The organism is Curvibacter soli (assembly GCF_029211125.1).
GTDB lineage: Bacteria > Pseudomonadota > Gammaproteobacteria > Burkholderiales > Burkholderiaceae_C > Curvibacter_A > Curvibacter_A soli.
The window spans coordinates 23,314-45,156 of record NZ_JARGEN010000033.1 but is presented as its reverse complement, the minus strand read 5'-3'; the positions used below and the strand labels follow the sequence as shown (position 1 = coordinate 45,156).

The window sequence follows — 21,843 nt, the reverse complement described above, 5'->3', positions numbered from 1 at the left end:
CGCCAGGCTCATTGCTCAGTGGAATCACGAGCCCGGCTCCAGGCTCATACCTCGTTGGACAAGACTGTAACTTGCCGCGCCTGTAACTGTCTGGTAACGTTTCCGACCGACGGGGGGCTCTGATCGTCGATGCCGGCAGGCGTCAAAGGAGCGCGCGCATACCCGGCACCAGTTACAGCACAAGGCAGGCGGGACGTGGGCATGACTTCATCGGCGAAACGAAGGGCTTTCTGGCGGGCCGACTGGTTTGCCGCTGCGCTTGTCATCGCCGCGGTGCTGTTGCTGCATGCGGGCTCGGATTTCACCCGGGCGCTGGAGCGGCGCTTTTACGACTGGGCCAGCACACAGACCGACCGCCAGCCGTTTCCCGACATTGCCATCATCGCGGTCGACGATCAGAGCATCGCGAACCTGGGCCGCTGGCCCTGGCCGCGCGACCTGCACGCCAAGCTGATCGACCTGCTCGCCGCCGCCCAGGCGCGCACCATTGCCTACACCGTATTCTTCTTCGAGCCGCAGACGGACCGCGGCCTGGCTTTCATCCGCAAGATGAAGGATGTGCTCGCCCCCGCGGAAGTGGCCGCCGGTGATGCGCAGCCTGCGCAGAGCGTGGCGCATCAGCTCTCCCAGGTCATTGCCGAGGCCGAATCCGCGCTCGATACCGACGCCCAGCTTGCCGACAGCATGCAGCGCGCGGGCAACGTCATCGTGCCCTCCGCTTTCGTGCTGGGCCAGCCGCTGGGGCGGCCCGACAAGCCGCTGCCGCCCTATGCGTCGCGCAGCGCCATCGAAGACCTTGCGGACTATTCCGTGCCTGCCACCAGCAGCCAGCAGCCGATCGAGTCCATCGGCAAGGCCGCCGCCGGCGTGGCGCATCTCACGCAACTGCCCGACGTGGACGGCGCCGTGCGCGAAGAGCCGCTGCTCATCAAGTACGACGGACTGGCCGTGCCTTCGATCGCTCTGCTCGCCGCCGCGCACAGCCTGAACCTGCGCCCCAACGAAATGCGGCCCGTGGCCGGAGATGCGCTGCAGGTCGGCGGGCTGCTGCTGCGTACCGACAGCGCGGCGGTCCTGCGGCCCCAGTTCTACCGCCGGGTGGACGGGCGCCCGCCGTTCACCATCGACTCGTTCTACGACGTGCTCAACGGCAAGATCGCACCCGCCAAGTACGCGGGCAAGATCGTCCTCATCGGTGCCACGGCTGCCGGCGTGGGCACGCAGTTTCCGGTGCCGGGCGGGCAAACGCTCACGCCCGTCGAAACCGTGGCGCACATCATCTCCAGCATCCGCCAGGGCCATTTTTTCGTGCAGCCGGGCTGGGGCGGCTACGCAGCGGCAGGGGCGTTCCTGCTGATCGGCGTTTATCTGCTGGTGGTGCTGCCGCGGCTGTCTGCGGGTGTGGGGGCCATCGCCACGCTGGTGCTGTTCCTGGGCTTGCTGGGGGCCGAGTTCGGCCTGCTGTCGCGTGCGGCCACCTGGCTGCAATTGGTGCTGCCCGCGACCTTGCTGCTGGCGGGCCACCTGGCGCTGACCACCAAGCGTTTTCTGGTGACCGAGGCGGGCAAGCAGCAGTCCGACCAGGAATCCGCCGAAACCAACCGCATGATGGGCCTTGCGCTGCAAGGCCAGGGCCAGTTCGACATGGCGTTCGACCGTTTCCGGCGCGTGCCGCCGAGCGACGCGTTGATGGACAACCTCTACAGCCTGGCGCTGGACTTCGAGCGCAAGCGCCAGTTCAACAAGGCACAGTCGGTGTACGAGCACATCCTGCGCCATGCGCCCAAATTCAAGGACGTGCGCGCCAAGTACAAGCAGGCACGCAGCCTGTCCGAAACCGTGGTGCTGAGCGGAGCGCGCTCCGGCGCCACGCTGCTGCAGGACGGTCAGGTCGAAAAGCCCATGCTGGGGCGCTACCAGGTGGAAAAAGAACTGGGCAAGGGCGCCATGGGCGTCGTCTACATGGGGCGCGATCCAAAGATCGGCCGCGTCGTCGCCATTAAGACCATGGCGCTCGGCGAGGAGTTCGAGGGCGAGGAACTGGTCGACGCCCGCGCCCGCTTCTTCCGCGAGGCGGAGACTGCGGGCCGCCTGCAGCACCAGAACATCGTGACCATCTTCGACGCGGGCGAGGAGCACGACCTGGCCTACATCGCCATGGAATTCCTCAAGGGCCGCGACCTCACGGAGCATTCCCGCGAAGGCAGCCTGCTGCCCGTGCCGCAGGTGGTTTCCATCATCGCCCGCGTAGCCGAGGCACTGGACTACGCGCACCAGCAGAACGTGGTGCACCGGGACATCAAGCCCGCCAACATCATGTTCGATGCGGCCACCGACACCGTCAAGGTCACCGACTTCGGCATCGCCCGCATCACCGATGCCAGCCGCACCCGCACCGGGCTGGTGCTCGGCACGCCAAGCTTCATGTCGCCCGAGCAGCTTGCGGGCAAGCGGGTGGACGGGCGCTCCGACCTTTATTCGCTGGGCGTGACGCTGTTCCAGATGCTCACGGGCGCGCTGCCGCTGCGCGGCGATTCCATGACCGAATTGATGTACAAAATCGCCAACGAAGACCCGCCGGACGTGCGGCAACTGCGCGCGGGCCTGCCGGCGCAACTGGCTGCCGTGGTGGCGTTTTCGCTGCGCAAGCAGCCAGAGGCGCGCTACCAGAGCGGGCGCGCGTTTGCCGCCGAACTGCGCCGGGCGGCACCGGACGGCGCGGCCGCTACAGCGGCCAAAGGCGGCCTCGACTATGATGCGCAACCCCTCCACACAGAGCAAGTTGCCGACTTCCAGAAAACCATCGTCGAGGTGCGGCCCCCCGATTTGCCGCCGCCTGGCGACACGGGCCCCCGCTGAGGTATACGCCCCATCATGATCTACGAGTTTTGCGCGCGTACCGACCGTGGCCTGCACCGAGCCAACAACGAGGATTCGGTTGTATTCGACACCGCCGCAGGGCTGGCCGTGCTGGCCGATGGCATGGGGGGCTACAACGCGGGCGAGGTGGCCAGCGGCATGGCCACCGCATTCATCCAGGCGGAAATGGTGCGCTGGCTGGCGCAGGCGGGGCGGCGTGCCAATATGCGCGAGGTGCGGCGCGCCTTGGAAATCTGCGTCGAAAACGCCAACCAGGCCATTCTGGGCGCATCGCTGGCCAACCCGCAATATGCGGGCATGGGCACCACGCTCGTGGTGGGCGTTTTTCAGAATGCGCGGCTGACGCTGGGCCACATCGGCGATTCGCGCTGCTACCGGCTGCGCAACGGCAGCTTCGAACAGATCACGCGCGACCATTCGTGGCTGCAGGAGCAGGTCGATGCCGGGCTGCTCACGCAGCAGCAGGCGGCGTCATCCATCAACCGCAACCTCGTCACCCGGGCGCTGGGCGTGGAAGATGTGGCATTGCTGGAAATCAACGACTATGCCGTGGAAGCCGGCGACCTCTACCTCATGTGCTCCGACGGCCTGTCCGACATGGTGAGCGACGAGGACATCGCGCGCATTCTGGCAGCCGATGGCACCCTGGAGCAAAAAGCCACGCAACTCATCGATGCCGCCAATGCCCAGGGCGGGCGCGATAATATCAGCGCTTTGTTGACGAAGGCGAAAGCGGGTTCCGGCAAGCGTGGCCTGATGGCGCGGTTGCTCGGTGCCTAGCCCGAGGCCCCGCACAGCGAAAACTCACGAAAAGCAATAAGCAGGAGCCGGTCATGCCGAAAATGGTTGTGTCGATCGACGGAGTAGTCATCAAGGACGTGGACCTGTCCAAAGAGCGGACGACGCTGGGGCGCAGGCCCTACAACGACATCGTCATCGACAACCTGGCGGTCAGCGGCGAACACGCCATTCTGCTCATGCGGGGCGAAACGGTGGTGCTGGAGGACCTCAACAGCACCAACGGCACCTACGTCAACGGCAAGACCATCAAGAAGCAGCAGCTCAACAACGGCGACGTGATCGAGATCGGCAAGTACAAGATCAAGTTCATGTCCGAGCCCGATGCCGCCAGCTTCGAAAAGACCATGATCGTCCGCCCGGGGGCGCTGCCCCCCGTGCCTGCCGCGCCGCCGCGGCCCGCGGAACACGCCGCGTCGGTGCAAGGCAACATCAAGGTCATGTCCGGCGCGGCGGCCGGGCGCGAAGTGCCGTTGACCAAGGTGGTCACCACCATCGGCAAGCCCGGCGTCGCGGTTGCGGCCATCACCAGGCGGCCCCACGGCTTCGTGCTGGCGCATGTCGAAGGCGCGTCCATGCCCACGCTCAACGGCGCAGCCATCGGCAGCGAACCCGTCACGCTCAAGAACGGCGACACCTTCGAACTCGCGGGCACGCAGATGCAGTTCGTGCAAACCTGACGCCGCCGGGCAGCCTGGCCGATTCGCCCGCATAGCTTCAACATGTTGGGCGCGCTGTCCTCGCTACTGGCACGGCATGGCATCCGCATTGCCATCAGCCTGGCTCCATTGCTGCTGGCGGTGCTGCATGCGTCGGGCGGCTACCGGCTGCAGGTACTCGAACGGCTCGACAACATCATCTACGACCTGCGCTTGCGCGCCACCATGCCCGGCACGCTCGACGAGCGCATCGTCATCCTCGACATCGACGAAAAAAGCCTGGAGCAGGTCGGCCAGTGGCCCTGGAGCCGCGACAAGCTCGCCACCCTGGTGCGCGAACTGTTCGACCGCCAGGGCGTAGCCATCGTGGGCTTCGACATCGTGTTCGCCGAACCCGACGGCAGCTCCGGCCTGCCCGTGCTGCGCCGGCTCGCACAGGGGCCGCTGCGCGAAAATCCGCAGTTCCAAACCCAATTGGCGCAACTGGCGCCCACGCTCGACCACGATGCCTTGTTCGCGCAAGCCATGCGGAACCGCCCCGTGGTACTGGGCTATTACTTCACCAGCGACCGGGGCGGGCGCATGAGCGGCGTGCTGCCCGCGCCCGTCCTGCCCGCCGGGCGGCTGCAGGGGCGGGCTTTCAGCGTGACGACGTGGGACGGCTACGGCGCCAGCATCGCCCCGATTGCCGAGGCCGCCCCGCTGGCGGGCTTCTTCAACCCCATGACCGATGCCGACGGCATCGTGCGCGCCCTGCCCATGCTGGCCGAGCATCGCGGCCAGTACTACGAAGCGCTGTCGCTCGCCATGTTCCGTTTGCTCGTCGGACTGCCCGAGGTACACCCCGGGTTCCCCGCCGCCGCGGGGGCTGGCTACCAAAGCCTGGCCTACCTGGAGCTGCAACAAGGCGGGCGCAGCCTGGCGGTGCCCGTGGGCGAGCAAGTGACGGCCCTCATCCCCTTCCGCGGGCACGGTGGCGCCAATGGCGGATCGTTTCGCTACATACCTGCCGCCGACGTATTGGCCGGCCAACTGCCCGCCGCCGCCTTGCAAGGCAAGATCGTGCTCATCGGCACCACGGCGCCGGGCCTGCTCGACCTGCGCGCCACCCCGGTCAACCCGGCCTACCCTGGCGTGGAAACCCATGCCAATGTGCTGTCGGGCCTGCTGGACGCCAAAAGCCTGGTGCGCCCCGACTACGCCATGGGCTACGAAATGGTCGCCATCGCCCTCGTCGGGCTGGGCCTGGCCCTCGGCCTGCCCTTTCTGGGTGTATTGCAAGGCATTGCGCTGTGCCTGGGCCTGGCGGGCCTGCTGGTGGCGCACAACACCTGGCTGTACCTGCGCGACGGCCTCGTGCTGCCGCTGGCAGCCACGCTGTGCCTGGGCCTGGCAGTGTTCATCCTCGACATGGGCTACGGCTACTTCGTGGAAAGCCGCTCCAAGCGCCGGCTGGCGCGCCTGTTCGGCACCTACGTGCCGCCCGAACTCGTGGACGAGATGGTCAAAAGCCCCGGCGACTACAGCATGCGCGCCGCCAACCGCGAACTGACCGTCATGTTCTGCGACATGCGCGGCTTCACCGCCATGTCCGAATCCATGGACCCGGTACAACTGCAAGCGTTGCTCAACGAAGTATTCAGCCGCCTGACGGCCGTCATCCGCGCCCGCCTGGGCACCATCGACAAATACATGGGCGACTGCATCATGGCCTTCTGGGGTGCGCCCGTGGAAACACCCGGCCACGCCGCGCTGGCCGTGCAGGCCGCGCTCGAAATGGCGCAAGCCGTGCATGCTTTCAATGCGCAAAGCGCTGCGCGCGGCATACCGCGCATCGGCATCGGCATCGGCATCAACACCGGGCCCATGTGCGTGGGCGACATGGGCTCGGACATCCGCCGCAGCTACACCGTGATCGGCGACGCCGTGAACCTGGGCTCGCGGCTGGAGGGCCTGTGCAAAACATATGGCGTCGAAATCGTCGTGAGCGACAGCACCCACGCCCAGGCCCCGGCCTACACCTGGCAAGAGCTGGACCGCGTGCGCGTCAAGGGCAAGGCGCAGGCCGTGGGCATCTACCAGCCATTGCCCGCCGCCGATGCGCAGCAGATGGAAGCCGAACTGGCCGGCTGGGCCGCTTTTTTGGCCGCCTACCGCGCCCAGGACTGGCCGCGCTGCCAAGCCCTGCTGCAGCCGCTGCGCGCCGCGCATCCGCAAAACCACCTGTACCAGCTCTACCAACAGCGAGTCCAGGCCATGTGCGTGCTACCCTTCGACCCCACCTGGGACGGCGCCACCAACTTCGACACCAAATGAACCCGATTGCTATTAAAAATATAGCTGCAACCGCAGGTAGAATAAGCGCTGGAGCCATATTTCATCATGAAATCATGGCGCCCTGGAAAGGGCGGCAGAAGCGCCCCCCTGGCCTGCCCGACATCCCTTGGCCCCAGCGCCAAGGCGCGCCATGCAAGTCCGCGTATTAGGCTGCTCCGGCGCCATCGCCCAAGGCTGCCGCACCACCTCGTTCCTGATCGACGACGCCATCTTGGTGGACGCGGGCACCGGCGTGGGCGACCTGACGCTCGACGAAATGCGGCGCATCGACCATGTGTTCCTCACCCATTCGCACCTGGACCACATCGCCGCCCTGCCGCTGATGCTCGACGCCACATCCAGCCTGCGCAGCCAGCCCGTCACCGTCTACGCCCTGCCCGCCACCATCGCAGCGCTGCGCACCCACATCTTCAACGGCCAGATCTGGCCGGACTTCAGCCGCATCCCCAGCCCGCAGGCGCCCTTCGTGCGGTTCGAGGAAATCGCCGTGGGCCAGCCGGTGCGGGCGGCGGGCCGGCAGGTGGAGGCATTGCCCGCCAGCCACACCGTGCCCGCCGTGGGCTATGCCGTGCAGGGTGACACAGGCTGGTGGGTCTTTTCTGGCGACACCGGCGGCAACCCGGCATTCTGGGCGCGCGTCAACCAGTTGCCCGTCGCCATGCTGGTACTGGAAACCGCCTTCAGCAACGCCGAAAGCGAACTGGCCCGGCACAGCCAGCACCTGACGCCCGAAACCGCCGCGCGCGAGGTGGCGCAGATCGCCGCCAGCACAGGCCGGCACTACCCCCTCTACATCACCCACACCAAACCGGCGGAGACGGCGCAGATCGTGGAACAGCTACGCCGGCTGACGGGCGGCGAGGGCGCGGCCGAGCGCCCCCTGCACTGGCTGGAGGCTGGCCAGGCGTTCAGTCTTTGACTTTAACGGGGCACAGCTACATGCGGTGACAATGATGGCGGAACAAAAGTGTCACCCGCGCGCGGCAGCGGCTGCGATACGGCGGCACGCACGCCAAAATTGCGCCCGCAGCCGCGGGACGCTGCCGGGCGCAGGCCGGGCCATGCCCTCTGGCATGAAACCTGCTCGAAGCATGGTGCCTCTACCCCCTCAACCAAGGAGTTTTCTCATGAAGCGTTCCGCACAACGAAGCCTGCAACAGGGCTTTACCTTGATCGAATTGATGATCGTCGTGGCGATCATCGGTATTTTGGCTGCCGTCGCACTGCCGGCTTATCAGGACTACACCAAGCGCGCCAAGATGTCCGAAGTCATCCTGGCGGCATCTGCCTGCCGCACCACCATCACTGAAGTGGTTCAGTCCAGCACCAATTCAACCCTGCCTGCAACCAATGGCTGGGGTTGCGAATCTTCTACTGCGGCGTCCAAGTACGTGAAATCGATTGCAACCACTAATACAGGCGCAATCACTGTCACTGCCCAAGGCTTTAACGAGCCCGCCATTGATGATAAAGTGGTGACCCTCATTCCGTACGTTAGTGATACAGCCCAATTGGCCAACACCGATGGCGGCAAGACTGTATACAAATGGATTTGCGGTAGCACTACCCTCACCCCGGCAACCACCATCCCCCCGAAGTTCTTGCCCGGCTCCTGCCGCGGCTAATACTTGGCAAGTAGCCGATACGTGCTACTTGTCTTTCAAAAATAAGGGCGCTCATGCGCCCTTATTTTTTAAGTTTCCGCGCCTATCTTCTCAATTCATTCATGAGCCGCCATTTCAAGTTTCGGCCTGCTGCATACCCAACTTGGCTGGAACTGGCTATTACATGCCTTGTTGCGTTCGTTGGTTTTGCCAGCATCCCTGTGCTGGAGGGCGAATACGGCCTATCCTGGGACGCTTTGAACCACCACATCTACCTGGGTTGGGTAGCTGAATCCCCTCGCTTCGACAAAGACTTCTACGCCGCCAGCGGGCAGAGCTACCAGTTTCCTTACCTGTATTGGCCTATCTATAAAATGGCTGTCGCCGGGCTATCTGGTGTTGCAGTAGGAATAGTCTTTGCCGCCTTCTACGTCTTGGCAATTCCACCAGTCTGGATGATCGCCCGCTCTTACATACCGGACAACACGCCTTACGGTATTGCCATGCGCGCCTGTGCCACTTTACTGGCATTTTTATCCAGCGTAACCCTCTCATTTTTAGACATAAGCTCCAACGATTTTCTTGCGGCACTGCCACTGTTGTGGAGCGTGGCGCTCGTGTCATGCACGCGGCGGCAACCTGGCCACACAGCGTCGAGCAACAGAAACAACAGAAATTTGTTGCTGGCGTCCGCCCTGCTTGCCGGGGCCTCCGTGGCCTTCAAACTCAGCAACGCGCCACTCGCCGTCTTCATGCCCATACTTTGGTACACACATGCAGACCCGCCCTTCCAAAAAAGGATGCTGACGATATTCTTATGCTGCACCGTGGCAGCATTGGCATTCGTCCTGATCTACGCTTATTGGGGATGGCTGCTGTGGAGAAACTTTGGCAACCCGTTCTACCCATTCTTTGATGGCCTCCTTCCCGTCGCGCCCGATTGAGTCCTGGCCAATGATGCTGTCCCAATGATCCGGTTCATTCCCGACACCCTTCGAGATGCGCTGTGGCGGCCCATAGCCATGGCCATGCCCGATGCGAACGTCTACACCGAAATCAGTGCGCCAGATTTCCGCTTCGCATTTCTGCTGTGCCTGTCGGCCACCTTTCTGGTGCTTTTGGCAACCCGCAAGGCCAATGACCGGGTGCGCCTGCTGCCGTCTTTGTTATTCATGCTGCTGGCTTTCATCGCCTGGATGCTCACCAGCGGAAACGGGCGCTATTTTCTTGCCATGCTCATCCTCGTCGGGCCCCTGTGCGTCGGTTTGGCGTATGCATTGCCGCTGACGCGCTTTCTGCGGCTGGCGCTCGTCATCGGAATGGTGCTTATACAAGGAATTGCCGTCGGCCTGAACACGCCTTGGGGCACATGGGCATTCACCACATGGCAGGCGCCGCCCTATTTCCAGATTTCGCCTCCGGCGGAACTGGCTGAAAAACCCGCCACCTTCGTGGGCATAGCCGGCATCTCGTATTCGCTGATGTTTCCGCTATTCCACCCCGATTCACGCTGGCTTCGCGTGGACCAAGTCCAGGACATCGTGCCCAGATCCAAAGAATACCAGCATATCCAGGCCATGCTCAAAGAATCCGTGGCCAGCAAACGCAATATCTTCGTTTTTCTGCCACTGCCGCCGCGCCATGTGGGCGACGATCTTCAGCCCAGTGCATATGCGCGCGATGAAATCAACGACAAGATAATGCAAGCCCATCTCAAGCTGCAAGATGCGCCATGCATTATCGTGCCATCGATCAGCATGGCCCGCATGTCATCGAGGATGCTGTATGGGGGCAAGCCGTCAGACCCGAAAAGGCATGGCTTCTGGTTCTGCCCGCTGGTTTACTCCGAAGATATTGCAGCCACGGCCACTCCAGCGCCCGCGCCAGGAAACGCCGCATTGCTGGCGAACCGGGTTTTTGCGGTCGTCGAAAAAATATGCCCTAGATTCTTCCCGCCCGGAGCAGTTAGCGCCGCCATTCCGGGCGGATATGTTCGCAATTATCCAGATGCGGACATGAAACTGTATGTCTTGGACAATGGCTTGACATTCTATAAATACTGGCGCGCCCTCAACCCAGAGGAAATAGGTATGGCGCAAGATATATTGAAATCCGGCTTTCAAATGGACTGCAACACGATTCGGGGCCGCTCTGGCTTGCCCTGGGAGCGGCAGTTGTAAGAAATTGCGCCGGGGTAGCTGACGCGTCCACCCCCAGCCCGCCATGCCCTTGGAACTCACCATCCTCATGCCCTGCCTCAACGAGGCGCGCACGCTGGCCACCTGCATCGCACAGGCGCAGCGTTTCCTGACGGCCAGCGGCACCAACGGCGAGGTGGTGGTTGCCGACAACGGCTCCACCGACGGCAGCCAGGCGATCGCCGCCGCCGCCGGCGCGCGCGTGGTGCATGTGGCCGAGCGCGGCTACGGCGCGGCGCTGCGCGCGGGCATCGAGGCCGCGCGGGGGCACTTCGTCATCATGGGCGACTCCGACCTGAGCTACGACTTCGCGCACCTGGACCACTTCGTCTCCGCGCTGCGCGCCGGGCAGCAACTGGTCATGGGTAACCGGTTTGCCGGCGGCATCGCACCCGGCGCCATGCCGCCGCTGCACCGCTACCTGGGCAACCCGGTCCTCAGCTTCGTTGGCCGCCTGTTCTTTCGCAGCCCGGTGCGCGACTTTCACTGCGGCCTGCGCGGCTTCGAGCGTGCCGCCATACTTGGCCTGGCGCTGCAATCGCCCGGCATGGAGTTCGCCAGCGAAATGGTGGTCAAGGCCACGCTCAATGGCCTGCGCATCACCGAGGTGCCCACCACGCTCGCGCCCGATGGGCGCGGCCGCCCCCCGCACCTGCGCAGTTGGCGCGATGGCTGGCGGCATCTGCGCTTTCTGTTGCTGTTTTGCCCGCGGTGGCTTTTTCTATACCCGGGCCTCATGCTGTTTGCGATAGGCATCATCGGCTTTGCCGCATTGCTGCACGGGCCCATCAATTTGCCAGTCGTGGGGCTTGACATCCATTCGCTGCTGTATATGGCCGCCGCCACCATATTGGGCGCGCAAATGATTCAATTTGCTGCACTGGCAAAATGGATGGAGGCCCTGTCAGGGATGAGTCCCATGCCGAAAGGGCTGATATTTTTGCGGCCCTATCTAAAAATGGAGTATGGCCTGGTTGCAGGACTGGTGCTGGTGCTGGTGGGCTTGATTTGGTCTGTTAATCTGCTATTGGCATGGCGCGACAGCGGTTTTGGTGCCATGGATCCGGCGCATACCATGCGGGTGGCCATACCAGCTGTGACCTTGATGATTCTTGGCGTGCAGGCCGCCATCACGGCCCTGTTCGCTGCAGCGCTGCATTATTTCTGGCTGGGCAGGAATCAGCAAAAAAATCATGAAAGAGTCTAGCATTTATCTGGAGCATCAGCCATGAAGCAAGGGGCGCGATGGTGGTTCGACGTGAGTTACACACAAACAGAAACTGGGAATATCGGCATTACACGCACAGTGCGCCGCTTGTACGAGGAGTTGAATGGTATTGCGTCCGTGCGCGGTGCCGATTTTCAGCCCGTGGTATTTCATGACCATGGATATCGTCATGTGGATTGGCCGCGGCACGCGGCGGAGCGCATGGCTGGCCGCGGCAAGAAAGATCAGACGGCAGCGGGAAAAGTATTTTCCTGGGTAACTGGCCCTGGCATGCGAAAGCTTGTTTTGCTTTCGCTATGGCTTTTCCCATGGAGTTTACTGTACTGGTTCTGGCGCTGGTCCAGCGGCTTATTGTTTAGCCTTCGCAGCCGAGAATATGCGCCGGCCAGTTTTCAGCCTGGAGATGTTTTATTCATTGCCGACGCATCCTGGAACTATCCTGTGTGGGTCGCCGCAAAAATGGCACGCGATCATGGCGTTCGGGTTGTATTATTGGTTTACGACATTATGCCACTGCGCCATCCAGAATTTTGTTTTGCGCTGGTTCCATATATATTCAGGACATGGCTGCTGAAGATGATTTCTTGCAGTGATGCAATAGTCTGCATTTCGCATGCCACGGAACTCGACCTGCTCAGTTGGGCGAAAGAAGGGCATGGCGCACAGCCTTTGCCACCAACTGGATGCTTTTATTTGGGTTGCGATCCAGTCACAGGTTCAGACAATGCAGTGGTGCGGGAATCAATCAGGCATTTTATGTCTGGCGATACGCCATGCTTTGCGGCGATTGGTTCCATTGAACCCAAAAAGAACTATGGCGTATTGTTGGCGGTTTTTGAAAGGTTGTGGGCGGCTGGCCATGTGCAACGCTTGGTCTTGGCGGGAAGACCCGCTGCTGAATGCAAGGAACTGGTTCAAGCACTGGTTCGCCATACAGAACAGGGGAATAGGTTGCTGACACTTTTCGATGCAACCGACGCAGAGATTATCTATATGTACAATAATGCCCGTGCTCTTTTATTCCCTTCGCTTGCCGAAGGATTCGGTCTTCCTCTTGTTGAGGCACGCACGCTGGGTTGCCCCGTTATTGCTAGTGATTTACCAGTATTTGTCGAGCTTTCAGACTCCGGCGTGACACTGTTTGATCGATTTGCGCCCGAACAACTCGAAGCGACCATCGTGGAGCAGTCATTGGCAAGTAAGCGAGGCTTGTCAGAACCAATGCCGGATTTTACATGGGCGAACAGCGCAAAAGCTTGCGTCGACTTGATTGAGAGATTATTATTGCCGTAGCAGCTTTAATCCTGGCCCAATATTTATTTTATGCGACTTGCACATAACTTGTTTGTTGGGGCGTTAGGCTCCGTGGCGCCAGCTCTGCTCGGGTTAATCATGGTGCCGGTTTATCTGCATTTTTTGGGCGCGGAACAATATGGCTTGATAGCGTTTTATTTGTTGCTTCAATCATTGGTGCAGGTGTTTGATGCGGGGATTACAACCACTGTCAATCGCGAGGTGGCTCGCTCATGCGTTGAAGGCAGTCATGCAGACATCATGACGACGGCGCGTCTTGTTCAGGCTCTGGCATGGCTGTCTTGGGGCATAGCAGCTGTTATTGCCATAAGCCTGCTCTTGCTGGCTCCGTTCGTGGTGCGAAGTTGGCTGCAGTTGCATCAGCTCTCCATGCACCAAGCGACAATGGCTCTGGCTTTGATGGCGGTGACACTTGGATTGCGATGGCCTATCGGCTTGTACCAAAGTGTTTTGCTTGGCGCGGAAAAAATCATTCGGAGTAGTCAGATCAACCTAGTAATGGTCATGCTCCTGTATGGGGGGGCTGGCCTGATCGTGGCCTGGGTCAGCAGCGATGTACGTTATTTTTTTGCCTGGAACGCTCTGGTCGGCTTGCTCCATGTGTTAACCATGCGCGCCTCGGCGGCGCAGACATTGACGCCGCCAGCAGATTTCCGTCCCCACTTTGACGTGTTGCTCAGAGTTTGGAGGTTTTCATTCGTCATGTTTTTGATTAGCATGATCGGCATGATTTATATGCAAATGGATAAATTGCTGCTTAGTCATTTGCTTACATTGGAGCAATTTGGCCAGTATGCACTGGCTAGTTTGGCGGCGAGCGGATTTTATATCATTGTCATGCCTGTATTCAATGTGGCATATCCCAGGTTCTCGATGTTGATCGCCTCTGGAAATCGCGAGGAATTGATCCATTTTTATCGGGATTTTTGTTATTTGCAGAGCTGTTTCCTTTTCCCTCTGGTGCTTGCTTTTATCATTGGTGGCGAAGCCTTGGTGCGGATATGGACGCATGACGCATCACTTGCGCTGCTGGTGGCGCCGATAATGGCATTGCTGGGTATTGGGTGCGCATTGCATGGGATGATGTTCCTGCCGCATGCACTGACATTGGCCGCCGGAGCGGTGCGGCTGGCTCTATATGTGAATATCATGGTGCTGGTACTGGCGGTGCCATTGGTATGGTTCCTGGCACTGCACCATGGCGCCCTGGGTGCGGCGGTGGCGTGGCTAGCTTTCCAGTCGGCCCATCTATTTTTTGGCAGTTGGCTGACACACCGCGTGCTGCTACCTGGAATGGAATTGCCGTGGCTGGTGTCCGACATAGGCCCGCCGTTGGTGGTGGCGGTTGGCATGGGTATGGCAATATGGTTGGCTCGCGGGGGAGCGGGCGGTGATGTACGGTTCGGGAGTGGCAATGATGCTGTGTGGACGGGCGGGGCATTGTGCATCGCGACATGGGGATTGCTGTGGCTGACGTCGTCTCGATTGCGTAGAGGATGTCGAAATTTCCTCATCAACTCATGAGGAATTGGTCCACCATCCTGTTAATGCTTATGCATCGGATTTCATTATGTGTATTTTCGCAACGGGTTTGAATGGATTTGTGGGTAGGTACTGCGCCGAAATGCTGCAAGCAAAAAACTTGGCAGTGGATGGGATTTCTGCTGATTTGCGTAATACTGATGAATTATGTGCCGCGCTTGATGCAGCACGGCCGGATGCAATAATTCATTTGGCTGCGCAGAGTTCCGTGCCTGAGGCATTTAACGACCCGTTGTCAACGTTCGATGTCAATTTCACTGGCACATTTAATTTGTTGCGCTCCTTGGAGAGGACAGGGTTTCGTGGCCGCTTGATTTATGTTGGCACGGGCGATGTCTACGGCAAAGTAAATGTCACAGATCTACCGATAAAAGAGAATATGCCTTTGAGGCCTCGCAATCCATATGCCGTGAGTAAGCTCGCCGCCGAGGCATTGTGCTATCAGTGGAGTCAAGGCGCGGCCTTTGAAATCATCATGACCCGCCCATTTAACCATATCGGGCCACGACAGGGGACGCAATTTGCTGTGGCGAATTTTGCACAGCAGATATGTCGCTACAAGAATGGTTTCGCCGGAAATACCCTAACTGTCGGCGATATCGATAGTAGACGTGATTTTACTGATGTGCGCGATGTCGTGCAGGCTTATGCTGCATTACTTGCGCATGGTATTAATGGAGAGATATACAATATTTGCTCAGGGGTGGAGCGCGAATTGCGTAGTCTTTTGACAAAAATGTTGGATCTTGCGAAAACGAGCATGGTCATTGTCGTCGATTCTGGGCGAATCAGGCCTATCGAGCAGCGCCGCGTGTGTGGGTCCAGTGCAAAATTGCAAAAACATACGGGTTGGCATCCGGAAATTTCCATCGATCAGACGCTGCAGGATATACTAGATTATTGGAGCCAATTGGAATCAGCATGAGTAAATCCGCTTTGATTACTGGAATTACGGGGCAGGACGGTGCTTACCTTGCCCGTCTTCTGCTCGATAAAGGATATACCGTTCATGGTGTCCTAGCGCGTCGTTCCACAGATACTTTGTGGCGCTTGCGTTATTTAGGTATAAAGGACGATGTGCGTCTGCTTGATGGTGACGTTACTGATCTATCCTCCATGATTCGGATTGTGGATCGATCAAAGGCCGATGAAATATATAATTTGGCAGCCCAAAGTTTCGTCGGCACTTCCTGGTCACAGCCCATTCTTACTGGAATGGTTACAGGTATTGGTGCAGCCAATTTGTTAGAAGCGTTACGCATTGTCAGTCCTGAAGCACGGTTTTATCAGGCCAGCACAAGTGAAATGTTTGGGAAAATCCAGGAGCCTGCGCAGAGCGAACGCACACCTTTTTATCCTCGTAGTCCTTATGGCGTGGCAAAGCTCTATGCGCACTGGATGACGATCAACTACCGTGAGAGTTTTGGATTGCATGCATCTAGTGGTATTTTGTTCAATCATGAGTCTCCTTTGCGCGGCATTGAATTCGTCACTCGTAAAGTAACCGATGCTGCTGTGCGCATCAAACTAGGATATCAGAAAAAACTCAAGCTTGGAAATATCGATGCAAAGCGTGATTGGGGATACGCTGGAGATTTTGTCCAGGCCATGTGGTTAATGTTGCAGCAAGATGTGGCTGATGATTATGTAATTGCAACAGGTAAAGCTGCTACTGTGCGAGATATGTGTAGGATTGCATTTTCTTGCCTCGATCTTGATTATACGCAATACGTAGAAATTGATCCTGAGCTTTTTCGCCCTGCAGAAGTTGAAGAATTGTGTGGAAATCCGTCGAAGGCTTTTGAAAGACTCGGCTGGAGCAGCACTACATCGCTGGACGGCTTGATTGCCATGATGGTGGATGCGGATTTAAGACGGATTGAACGTGAATCCTTGTAGTTCGACACCAAGAATTTCATGCGTGCATGAGTGGCTTACCGACTGGGGTGGCTCAGAGGATGTTACGCGACTTATTATTGATTGCTTTCCTCAGGCAAGCCTACTGGGCATCATTGATTTTTTATCCAAGGAAAATCGACAAAAATTAAATGTCGCAGATATCAAGACCACATTTTTACAAAATGCGCCATTGATTAAGAAAAATTTCTGGAAATATCTTCCTCTTATGCCGCTGGCAGTCGAATCCTTTGATTTAAGTGGGTCCGATATTATTATTTCTAATTCACACGCTTTTGCCAAAGGCGTTTTAACCACTGCAGAGCAGATGCATGTCAGCTATGTGCAGTCACCAATGCGTTATGCATGGGATTTGCATCATCAATATCTTAATGATTACCGGCTAGACAAGGGAATTAAATCTATCATAGCACGCTGGTTATTTTCGCGCTTGCGCATGTGGGATCGGCAAACTGCTAATAATGTAGACATGTATCTGGCGAATTCGCACCATGTGCAGCGGCGCATCTGGCGCGCGTATCGCCGACCTTCGCTTGTATTGTATCCGCCAGTCCGGACGGAGCGTCTTTTATTTCAACCAAAAAAAGAGGATTTTTATGTTACAGTGTCCCGCTTGGTTTCATACAAACGGATTGATCTGATTGTTGATGCCTTTTCGGCAATGCCAAACCGGAATTTATTTGTGATTGGTGACGGCCCAGAGCTCGGAAATTTGCGTAAGCGATGTCCCCCGAATGTTAATTTGCTTGGCTGGCAATCTGACGAAATTGTTCAAAGTTACCTCGGCGCCGCACGCGCATTCATATTTGCGGCGCATGAGGATTTTGGCATTTCGCCAGTGGAGGCTCAGGCATGCGGGACGCCAGTGATTGCATATGCTGAGGGCGGGGCCGGTGAAACCGTGCGCGACGTGAGGCGATTGGCTGAGCCCACTGGTTTGCTATTTTCCACTCAGACGGCGGCAGCACTTATAGAAGCCGTGGAGCGCTTCGATCATTTATCGGCCAATATCGATCCTGTGATGTGTAGGAAATGGGCAGAGGGTTTTAGTGAGGCGCGATTTAAAAATGCTCTCACCATGTTCATGGATGAGGCTTGGCAGTGGTGGCGAGAAGATCCTAGTTGCATGGAGAAAAAAATGCTGGAGGCGCACCTTGTCGCACCTGCATTTCTTAATTCAACATCAATGATGTAGAAAATAGCTAGTTTATTGCTGACGAATTATCATGGTTATTCCTGTTATCCTGTGTGGTGGTTCTGGTACGCGGTTATGGCCGCTGAGCCGCAAGGCGTTTCCGAAACAATTCGTGCCTCTAATCAATGGGAAAAGTCTGCTCCAAATAACGTTGGAGCGCATGGCGGCAATAAATGTGGATGATGGGCTATCGGATGTATTATGTGTCGCATTCGAAGGGCATCGCTTTCTAGTTCTTGACGCGCTGCAAACAGCGATGGTTTCGGGCGCGATTATTTTGGAACCCATAGGCAAAAATACTGCTCCAGCCATGGCCTTGGCCGCATTGTCTGTGGATCCCGATGAAATTTTACTATTCTGCCCATCCGATCATTATATTCCAGATGTAAAAGAATTCAGCACTATGATTGGACAAGCGTGTGCGGCGGCACATGCCGATTCAATAGTTGTTTTTGGAATACAGCCCACTTATCCCAGTTCCGCTTATGGTTATATACAGCGGGATGCAGTCAAAATTTTCAACGGCCACCGGGTCAGCCGCTTTATCGAGAAGCCTAATGCAATTGATGCGGCTGCTTTGATACTTGAGGGAAATGCGCTATGGAACTCGGGCATCTTCCTTTGTAGAGCAAATACATTGCTTTCTGCATTGCAGCAGCACGCCCCAGATATCCTTGAGAGTTGCAAGCTTGCCATGAAGAATGTCGCGCTGGACGAACAATTCATGCGTCCTGATCCGAATGTTTTTTCTTCTTGCCGTGCGGAAAGTATTGATTATGCAGTAATGGAGCATTGCGATAACATCATAGTGGTTCCTTTCAGAGGAGCATGGAGTGATGTAGGTAGCTGGAATGCAGTGGCGGAACTCACGCCGCCCGATGTGCGTGGCAATCGAATTGTTGGCCAGGGCTTGGCGGTTGAGTCCGATAGAACATACATTTATGCTCCCCATCGGCCAGTGGTTGCGCTTGGAACACAGGATGTCATGATTATTGATACTCCTGATGCCTTATTGGTTGTCGCCCATAATAGCGTCGAGAAGGTAAAAGGTGTTGTTGCTAAATTGGAGGCGTTGGATACCCCACAGGCTGGCCACCACCGCAAGGTTTCCCGTCCCTGGGGCTGGTATGACAGAATCGACTCAGGTGATAGGTTCCAAGTTAAGCGCATCATGGTGAAGCCTGGTGCTTCGCTCAGTTTGCAGTTGCATCATCATAGAGCTGAGCATTGGATTGTGGTGCAAGGCACCGCTGAAGTGACCTGTGGATCTGAGGTTGTTTTACTCACTGAAAATCAGTCAACATATATCCCGATTGGGAAAATACATCGACTTAGTAATCCCGGTAGAATAATATTGGAGATGATCGAGATTCAATCTGGCGGATATTTGGGGGAGGATGACATTGTGCGCCTCGATGACAAATATGGGCGCATCAGCCCAAGTTGATTTCATACGGCTTGGTCTTGGCAAGGAATACAAAACGGTCAACTGCCGTTCTAGGAAGAAGGCACTGCTCCGAGCCATGCGGGCGCCAAGATAACAGGGATACGGCCTCGGCGCGAGTGGGGTTCCGGTGGGCCTTGGAAGCACAAACAATATCCTGTCAAGAACAAGAACTAGCCGAGGGGGGACTCACCCTCCCCGTGGAGCCCCATCCTTTGCGCAGCATGGCGTGGGGTAGTTCATGAAATCCCCCGACTTGCCCCCGCGCTTTTCCAGCAAGCGCACATCCGTCATCACCATCGCCCGGTCCACCGCCTTGCACATGTCGTAGATGGTCAGCAGCGCCACCTGTACCGCCAGCAGGGCTTCCATCTCCACGCCGGTGGGGCCGACGGTTTCGGCGGTCGCAGTGCAAAAAATCGCCGCAGCGCCCGTGGAGTCTGGCGGTCCAGCATCAAATTCAATAGCAACCCGCGTCAGCGCCAGCAGGTGGCATAGCGGTATGAGTTCGCTGGTTTTCTTGGCCGCCTGGATGCCCGCGATGCGGGCAATGCCCAGCACGTCGCCCTTCATGGCTGTGCCCGTTTCGATCAGCGCCAGCGTCTCGGGCCGCATGCGGATGCGCCCGCCGGCCACGGCCACGCGGTGGGTGGCGGGCTTGGCACCTATGTCCACCATGTGGGCCTGGCCTTGGGCGTCGAAATGGGTGAGTGTGCTCATGGGTGGAAATGCCGGCTTTGCGGTTGGATGGCAGAACGTTTACGTTTGGTGGGCATCATAGGATGCAGGCGCATGGACAATCCTTGCCATCTTCCCTGTTCAAGACTCTGGCATGCTGAATAAATGGCGAAAAACGACTCTGGCGCTTATAAATAAAGCGCTGAAAGCTACATTTTTAGTAGCGTCCGTGGCTTTCCTCGCCCCTGCCATCACCCGCGCCCAACTGCCCAACATGGGCGACGGCAGCGAGCTGTCGGCCAGCGCCGAGCGCAAGCTCGGCGACCGCATCATCCGCGAGTTGTACCGCGACCCTGACTACATCGACGACCCGGTGTTGGTCGAATACGTGCAGTCCATCTGGCAGCCGCTGCTGGCCGCCGCGCGCCTGCGTGGCGAGGTGACGCCCGAGATCGATGATCGCTTCGCCTGGCAGGTGCTGCTGGGGCGCGACCGCACCATCAACGCCTTCGCGCTGCCGGGCGGCTACATGGGCGTGTACCTGGGGCTCATCGGCATGGTGGGCAGCCGCGACGAGCTGGCCTCGGTGCTGGCGCACGAAACCAGCCATATCACTCAGCGCCACATTTCGCGCCTCATGGCGCAGGAGTCGCGCCAGACGCCGCTGGTGTTGGCCGCGATGATCCTGGGCGCGCTGGCGGCCAGCAAGAGCCCCGACGCGGCCAACGCCATGATCATGGGCGGGCAGGCCATGGCGGTGCAGAACCAGCTCAACTTCTCGCGCGACATGGAGCGCGAGGCCGACCGCATCGGCTTTGTCGTGATGACGCAGGCCGGCTTCGCGCCGCAGGGCTTCGTCACCATGTTCGAGAAGCTGCAGCAGGCTTCGCGCATCAACGACAACGGCGATTTCCCCTACCTGCGCAGCCACCCACTGACCTCCGCGCGCATTGCCGACATGCGCTCGCGCATGCCGCTGGGCGTGCTGGCCGCGCAGCCGCTGGAGCTGGACCATGCCATGGTCAGTGCGCGCGCACGTGTGCTCAGCACGGCCGGCACGCCCGATGCACTGCACGCCTGGATGGCCGAGGCTGGCACTTACACCTCCACCGCGCTGGAGCCCGCGCGCAAGGCCGCGGTGCTGTATGCCGCCGCGCTGTCGGCCCAGAAGGCGCGCGACTTTGCGCGTGCGCGCGGCTGGACGGCGGAGCTTGCGGAGCTGGTGCGCTCCGATGCCCGCGCCGCGCGCATCGTGCGCCTGCTGGCCGCCGAGGGCGACATGGCCGCGGGCGACCCACGCAAGGCCCTGGCGGATCTCGGCCCCCTGCCGGCAACGGGCATGCCGCGGCCCGAACTGGTGTTGGCCGCCCAGGCGCGCGTGGCGGCTGGCATGGCCGGCCAGGCGCTGCCGGCGCTACAGGAATGGGTGGTGGCGCATCCGCTGGATGCCCTGGCCTGGCAGCAGCTCGCCAGCGCCTGCCACGCGGCGGGCCAGTCGCTGCGTGCCATTCGTGCCGAAGGCGAGGCGCAGGCGGCCCACAAGGACTACGCGGCAGCCATCGACCGCTTCAAGGCGGGCCAGAACCTTGCGCGGCGCGGCGGGCCGGGCGCGGACTACATCGAGGCGTCGATCATCGATACCCGGCTGCGCGAGATGGAGTCACTTGTTCGCGAGCAGGCTGCCGAGCGCTGACTCGATCAGCACGCCCAGCAGCGAATAGATCAGCGAGCCGAGCAGGGCCGCGCCGAAGCTGCGCACCTGGAAGCCGTCGAGCACGGCAGCAGCGGCCCAGAACATCAGCGCGTTGATGACGAAGAGGAACAGCCCGAGGGTGACGACGGTAACGGGCAGCGTCAGCAGCACCAGCACGGGCCGCAGCACGGCGTTGAGCAGGCCGATGACGAAGGCCGCGATCAGCGCCGCCGTAAAGCTGCGTACCTGCACGCCGCTGTAAACGTAGGCCACGCACAGCAGCGCCGCAGCGCTGAGGAGCCAGTTCAGTATGAGCTTCATGCGCAGCAGCATAGCACTGCCGCGCAGGCGCGCCG

18 protein-coding genes are annotated in these 21,843 nt (G+C 59.2%); 16 read left to right on the top strand and 2 right to left on the bottom strand.

Going from position 1 to position 21,843, the window contains the following annotated elements:
• Positions 1 to 201 precede the first annotated feature (201 nt).
• From PY257_RS08355 to PY257_RS08285, 15 genes are all read left to right on the top strand, one after another.
• On the top strand, positions 202 to 2,859 hold the full coding sequence (locus tag PY257_RS08355; protein ID WP_275740850.1) for a CHASE2 domain-containing serine/threonine-protein kinase: 2,658 nt from the start codon (positions 202 to 204) through the stop codon (positions 2,857 to 2,859).
• A 15-nt stretch (positions 2,860 to 2,874) separates the two neighbouring features.
• Positions 2,875 to 3,660 carry a Stp1/IreP family PP2C-type Ser/Thr phosphatase gene (locus PY257_RS08350; RefSeq protein ID WP_275740848.1) on the top strand — a complete coding sequence of 262 codons (786 nt, stop codon included), beginning with the start codon at positions 2,875 to 2,877 and terminating at the stop codon, positions 3,658 to 3,660.
• A 53-nt stretch (positions 3,661 to 3,713) separates the two neighbouring features.
• On the top strand, positions 3,714 to 4,358 hold the full coding sequence (locus PY257_RS08345; RefSeq protein ID WP_275740846.1) for an FHA domain-containing protein: 645 nt from the start codon (positions 3,714 to 3,716) through the stop codon (positions 4,356 to 4,358).
• A 42-nt stretch (positions 4,359 to 4,400) separates the two neighbouring features.
• Positions 4,401 to 6,653: a CHASE2 domain-containing protein gene (locus tag PY257_RS08340; protein ID WP_275740844.1), complete on the top strand. Its 2,253-nt coding sequence runs from the start codon at positions 4,401 to 4,403 to the stop codon at positions 6,651 to 6,653.
• Positions 6,654 to 6,804: 151 nt separating this feature from the next.
• The gene (locus PY257_RS08335; RefSeq protein WP_275740842.1) at positions 6,805 to 7,593 is read left to right on the top strand and encodes an MBL fold metallo-hydrolase; all 789 of its coding nucleotides are present in this window, start codon (positions 6,805 to 6,807) and stop codon (positions 7,591 to 7,593) included.
• 208 nt (positions 7,594 to 7,801) lie between these two features.
• Positions 7,802 to 8,299 (top strand): pilin, encoded by a 498-nt coding sequence (locus PY257_RS08330; protein WP_275740840.1) that lies wholly within the window; start codon positions 7,802 to 7,804, stop codon positions 8,297 to 8,299.
• Positions 8,300 to 8,352: 53 nt separating this feature from the next.
• The gene (locus tag PY257_RS08325; RefSeq protein ID WP_275740838.1) at positions 8,353 to 9,222 is read left to right on the top strand and encodes a hypothetical protein; all 870 of its coding nucleotides are present in this window, start codon (positions 8,353 to 8,355) and stop codon (positions 9,220 to 9,222) included.
• Between the two features lie 78 nt (positions 9,223 to 9,300).
• A complete protein-coding gene (locus PY257_RS08320) occupies positions 9,301 to 10,458 on the top strand; it encodes a hypothetical protein (RefSeq protein ID WP_275740836.1) in 1,158 nt (385 codons plus the stop codon).
• A 43-nt stretch (positions 10,459 to 10,501) separates the two neighbouring features.
• Positions 10,502 to 11,683, top strand: a complete 1,182-nt coding sequence (locus PY257_RS08315; protein WP_275740834.1) for a glycosyltransferase family 2 protein — start codon at positions 10,502 to 10,504, stop codon at positions 11,681 to 11,683.
• Between the two features lie 21 nt (positions 11,684 to 11,704).
• A complete protein-coding gene (locus tag PY257_RS08310) occupies positions 11,705 to 12,997 on the top strand; it encodes a glycosyltransferase family 4 protein (protein WP_275740832.1) in 1,293 nt (430 codons plus the stop codon).
• Positions 12,998 to 13,027: 30 nt separating this feature from the next.
• Positions 13,028 to 14,542 carry a lipopolysaccharide biosynthesis protein gene (locus PY257_RS08305; RefSeq protein WP_275740830.1) on the top strand — a complete coding sequence of 505 codons (1,515 nt, stop codon included), beginning with the start codon at positions 13,028 to 13,030 and terminating at the stop codon, positions 14,540 to 14,542.
• A gap of 46 nt (positions 14,543 to 14,588) precedes the next feature.
• Positions 14,589 to 15,485 (top strand): GDP-mannose 4,6-dehydratase, encoded by an 897-nt coding sequence (locus PY257_RS08300; protein ID WP_275740828.1) that lies wholly within the window; start codon positions 14,589 to 14,591, stop codon positions 15,483 to 15,485.
• Positions 15,482 to 16,459, top strand: a complete 978-nt coding sequence (locus PY257_RS08295; protein ID WP_275740826.1) for a GDP-mannose 4,6-dehydratase — start codon at positions 15,482 to 15,484, stop codon at positions 16,457 to 16,459. Before PY257_RS08300 ends, PY257_RS08295 begins: the two co-directional genes overlap by 4 nt.
• A gap of 22 nt (positions 16,460 to 16,481) precedes the next feature.
• Positions 16,482 to 17,672: a glycosyltransferase gene (locus PY257_RS08290; protein ID WP_275740824.1), complete on the top strand. Its 1,191-nt coding sequence runs from the start codon at positions 16,482 to 16,484 to the stop codon at positions 17,670 to 17,672.
• 31 nt (positions 17,673 to 17,703) lie between these two features.
• Positions 17,704 to 19,119 carry a mannose-1-phosphate guanylyltransferase/mannose-6-phosphate isomerase gene (locus tag PY257_RS08285; RefSeq protein ID WP_275740822.1) on the top strand — a complete coding sequence of 472 codons (1,416 nt, stop codon included), beginning with the start codon at positions 17,704 to 17,706 and terminating at the stop codon, positions 19,117 to 19,119.
• Between the two features lie 186 nt (positions 19,120 to 19,305).
• Here the strand turns inward: PY257_RS08285 and moaC are convergent, their stop codons facing one another.
• Entirely contained in the window at positions 19,306 to 19,836 is a 531-nt protein-coding gene (gene moaC, locus PY257_RS08280) for a cyclic pyranopterin monophosphate synthase MoaC (RefSeq protein WP_275740820.1), read from the bottom strand.
• A 112-nt stretch (positions 19,837 to 19,948) separates the two neighbouring features.
• Between moaC and PY257_RS08275 the strand changes: the two genes are divergently transcribed.
• Entirely contained in the window at positions 19,949 to 21,487 is a 1,539-nt protein-coding gene (locus PY257_RS08275) for a M48 family metalloprotease (RefSeq protein ID WP_275740818.1), read from the top strand.
• Here PY257_RS08275 and PY257_RS08270 read toward each other — a convergent pair.
• Complete coding sequence (locus PY257_RS08270) at positions 21,455 to 21,808, bottom strand: phage holin family protein (RefSeq protein WP_275740816.1); 354 nt, start codon at positions 21,806 to 21,808, stop codon at positions 21,455 to 21,457. The two genes, PY257_RS08275 and PY257_RS08270, sit on opposite strands and share 33 nt — an antisense overlap.
• Between the last annotated feature and the right edge of the window lie 35 nt (positions 21,809 to 21,843).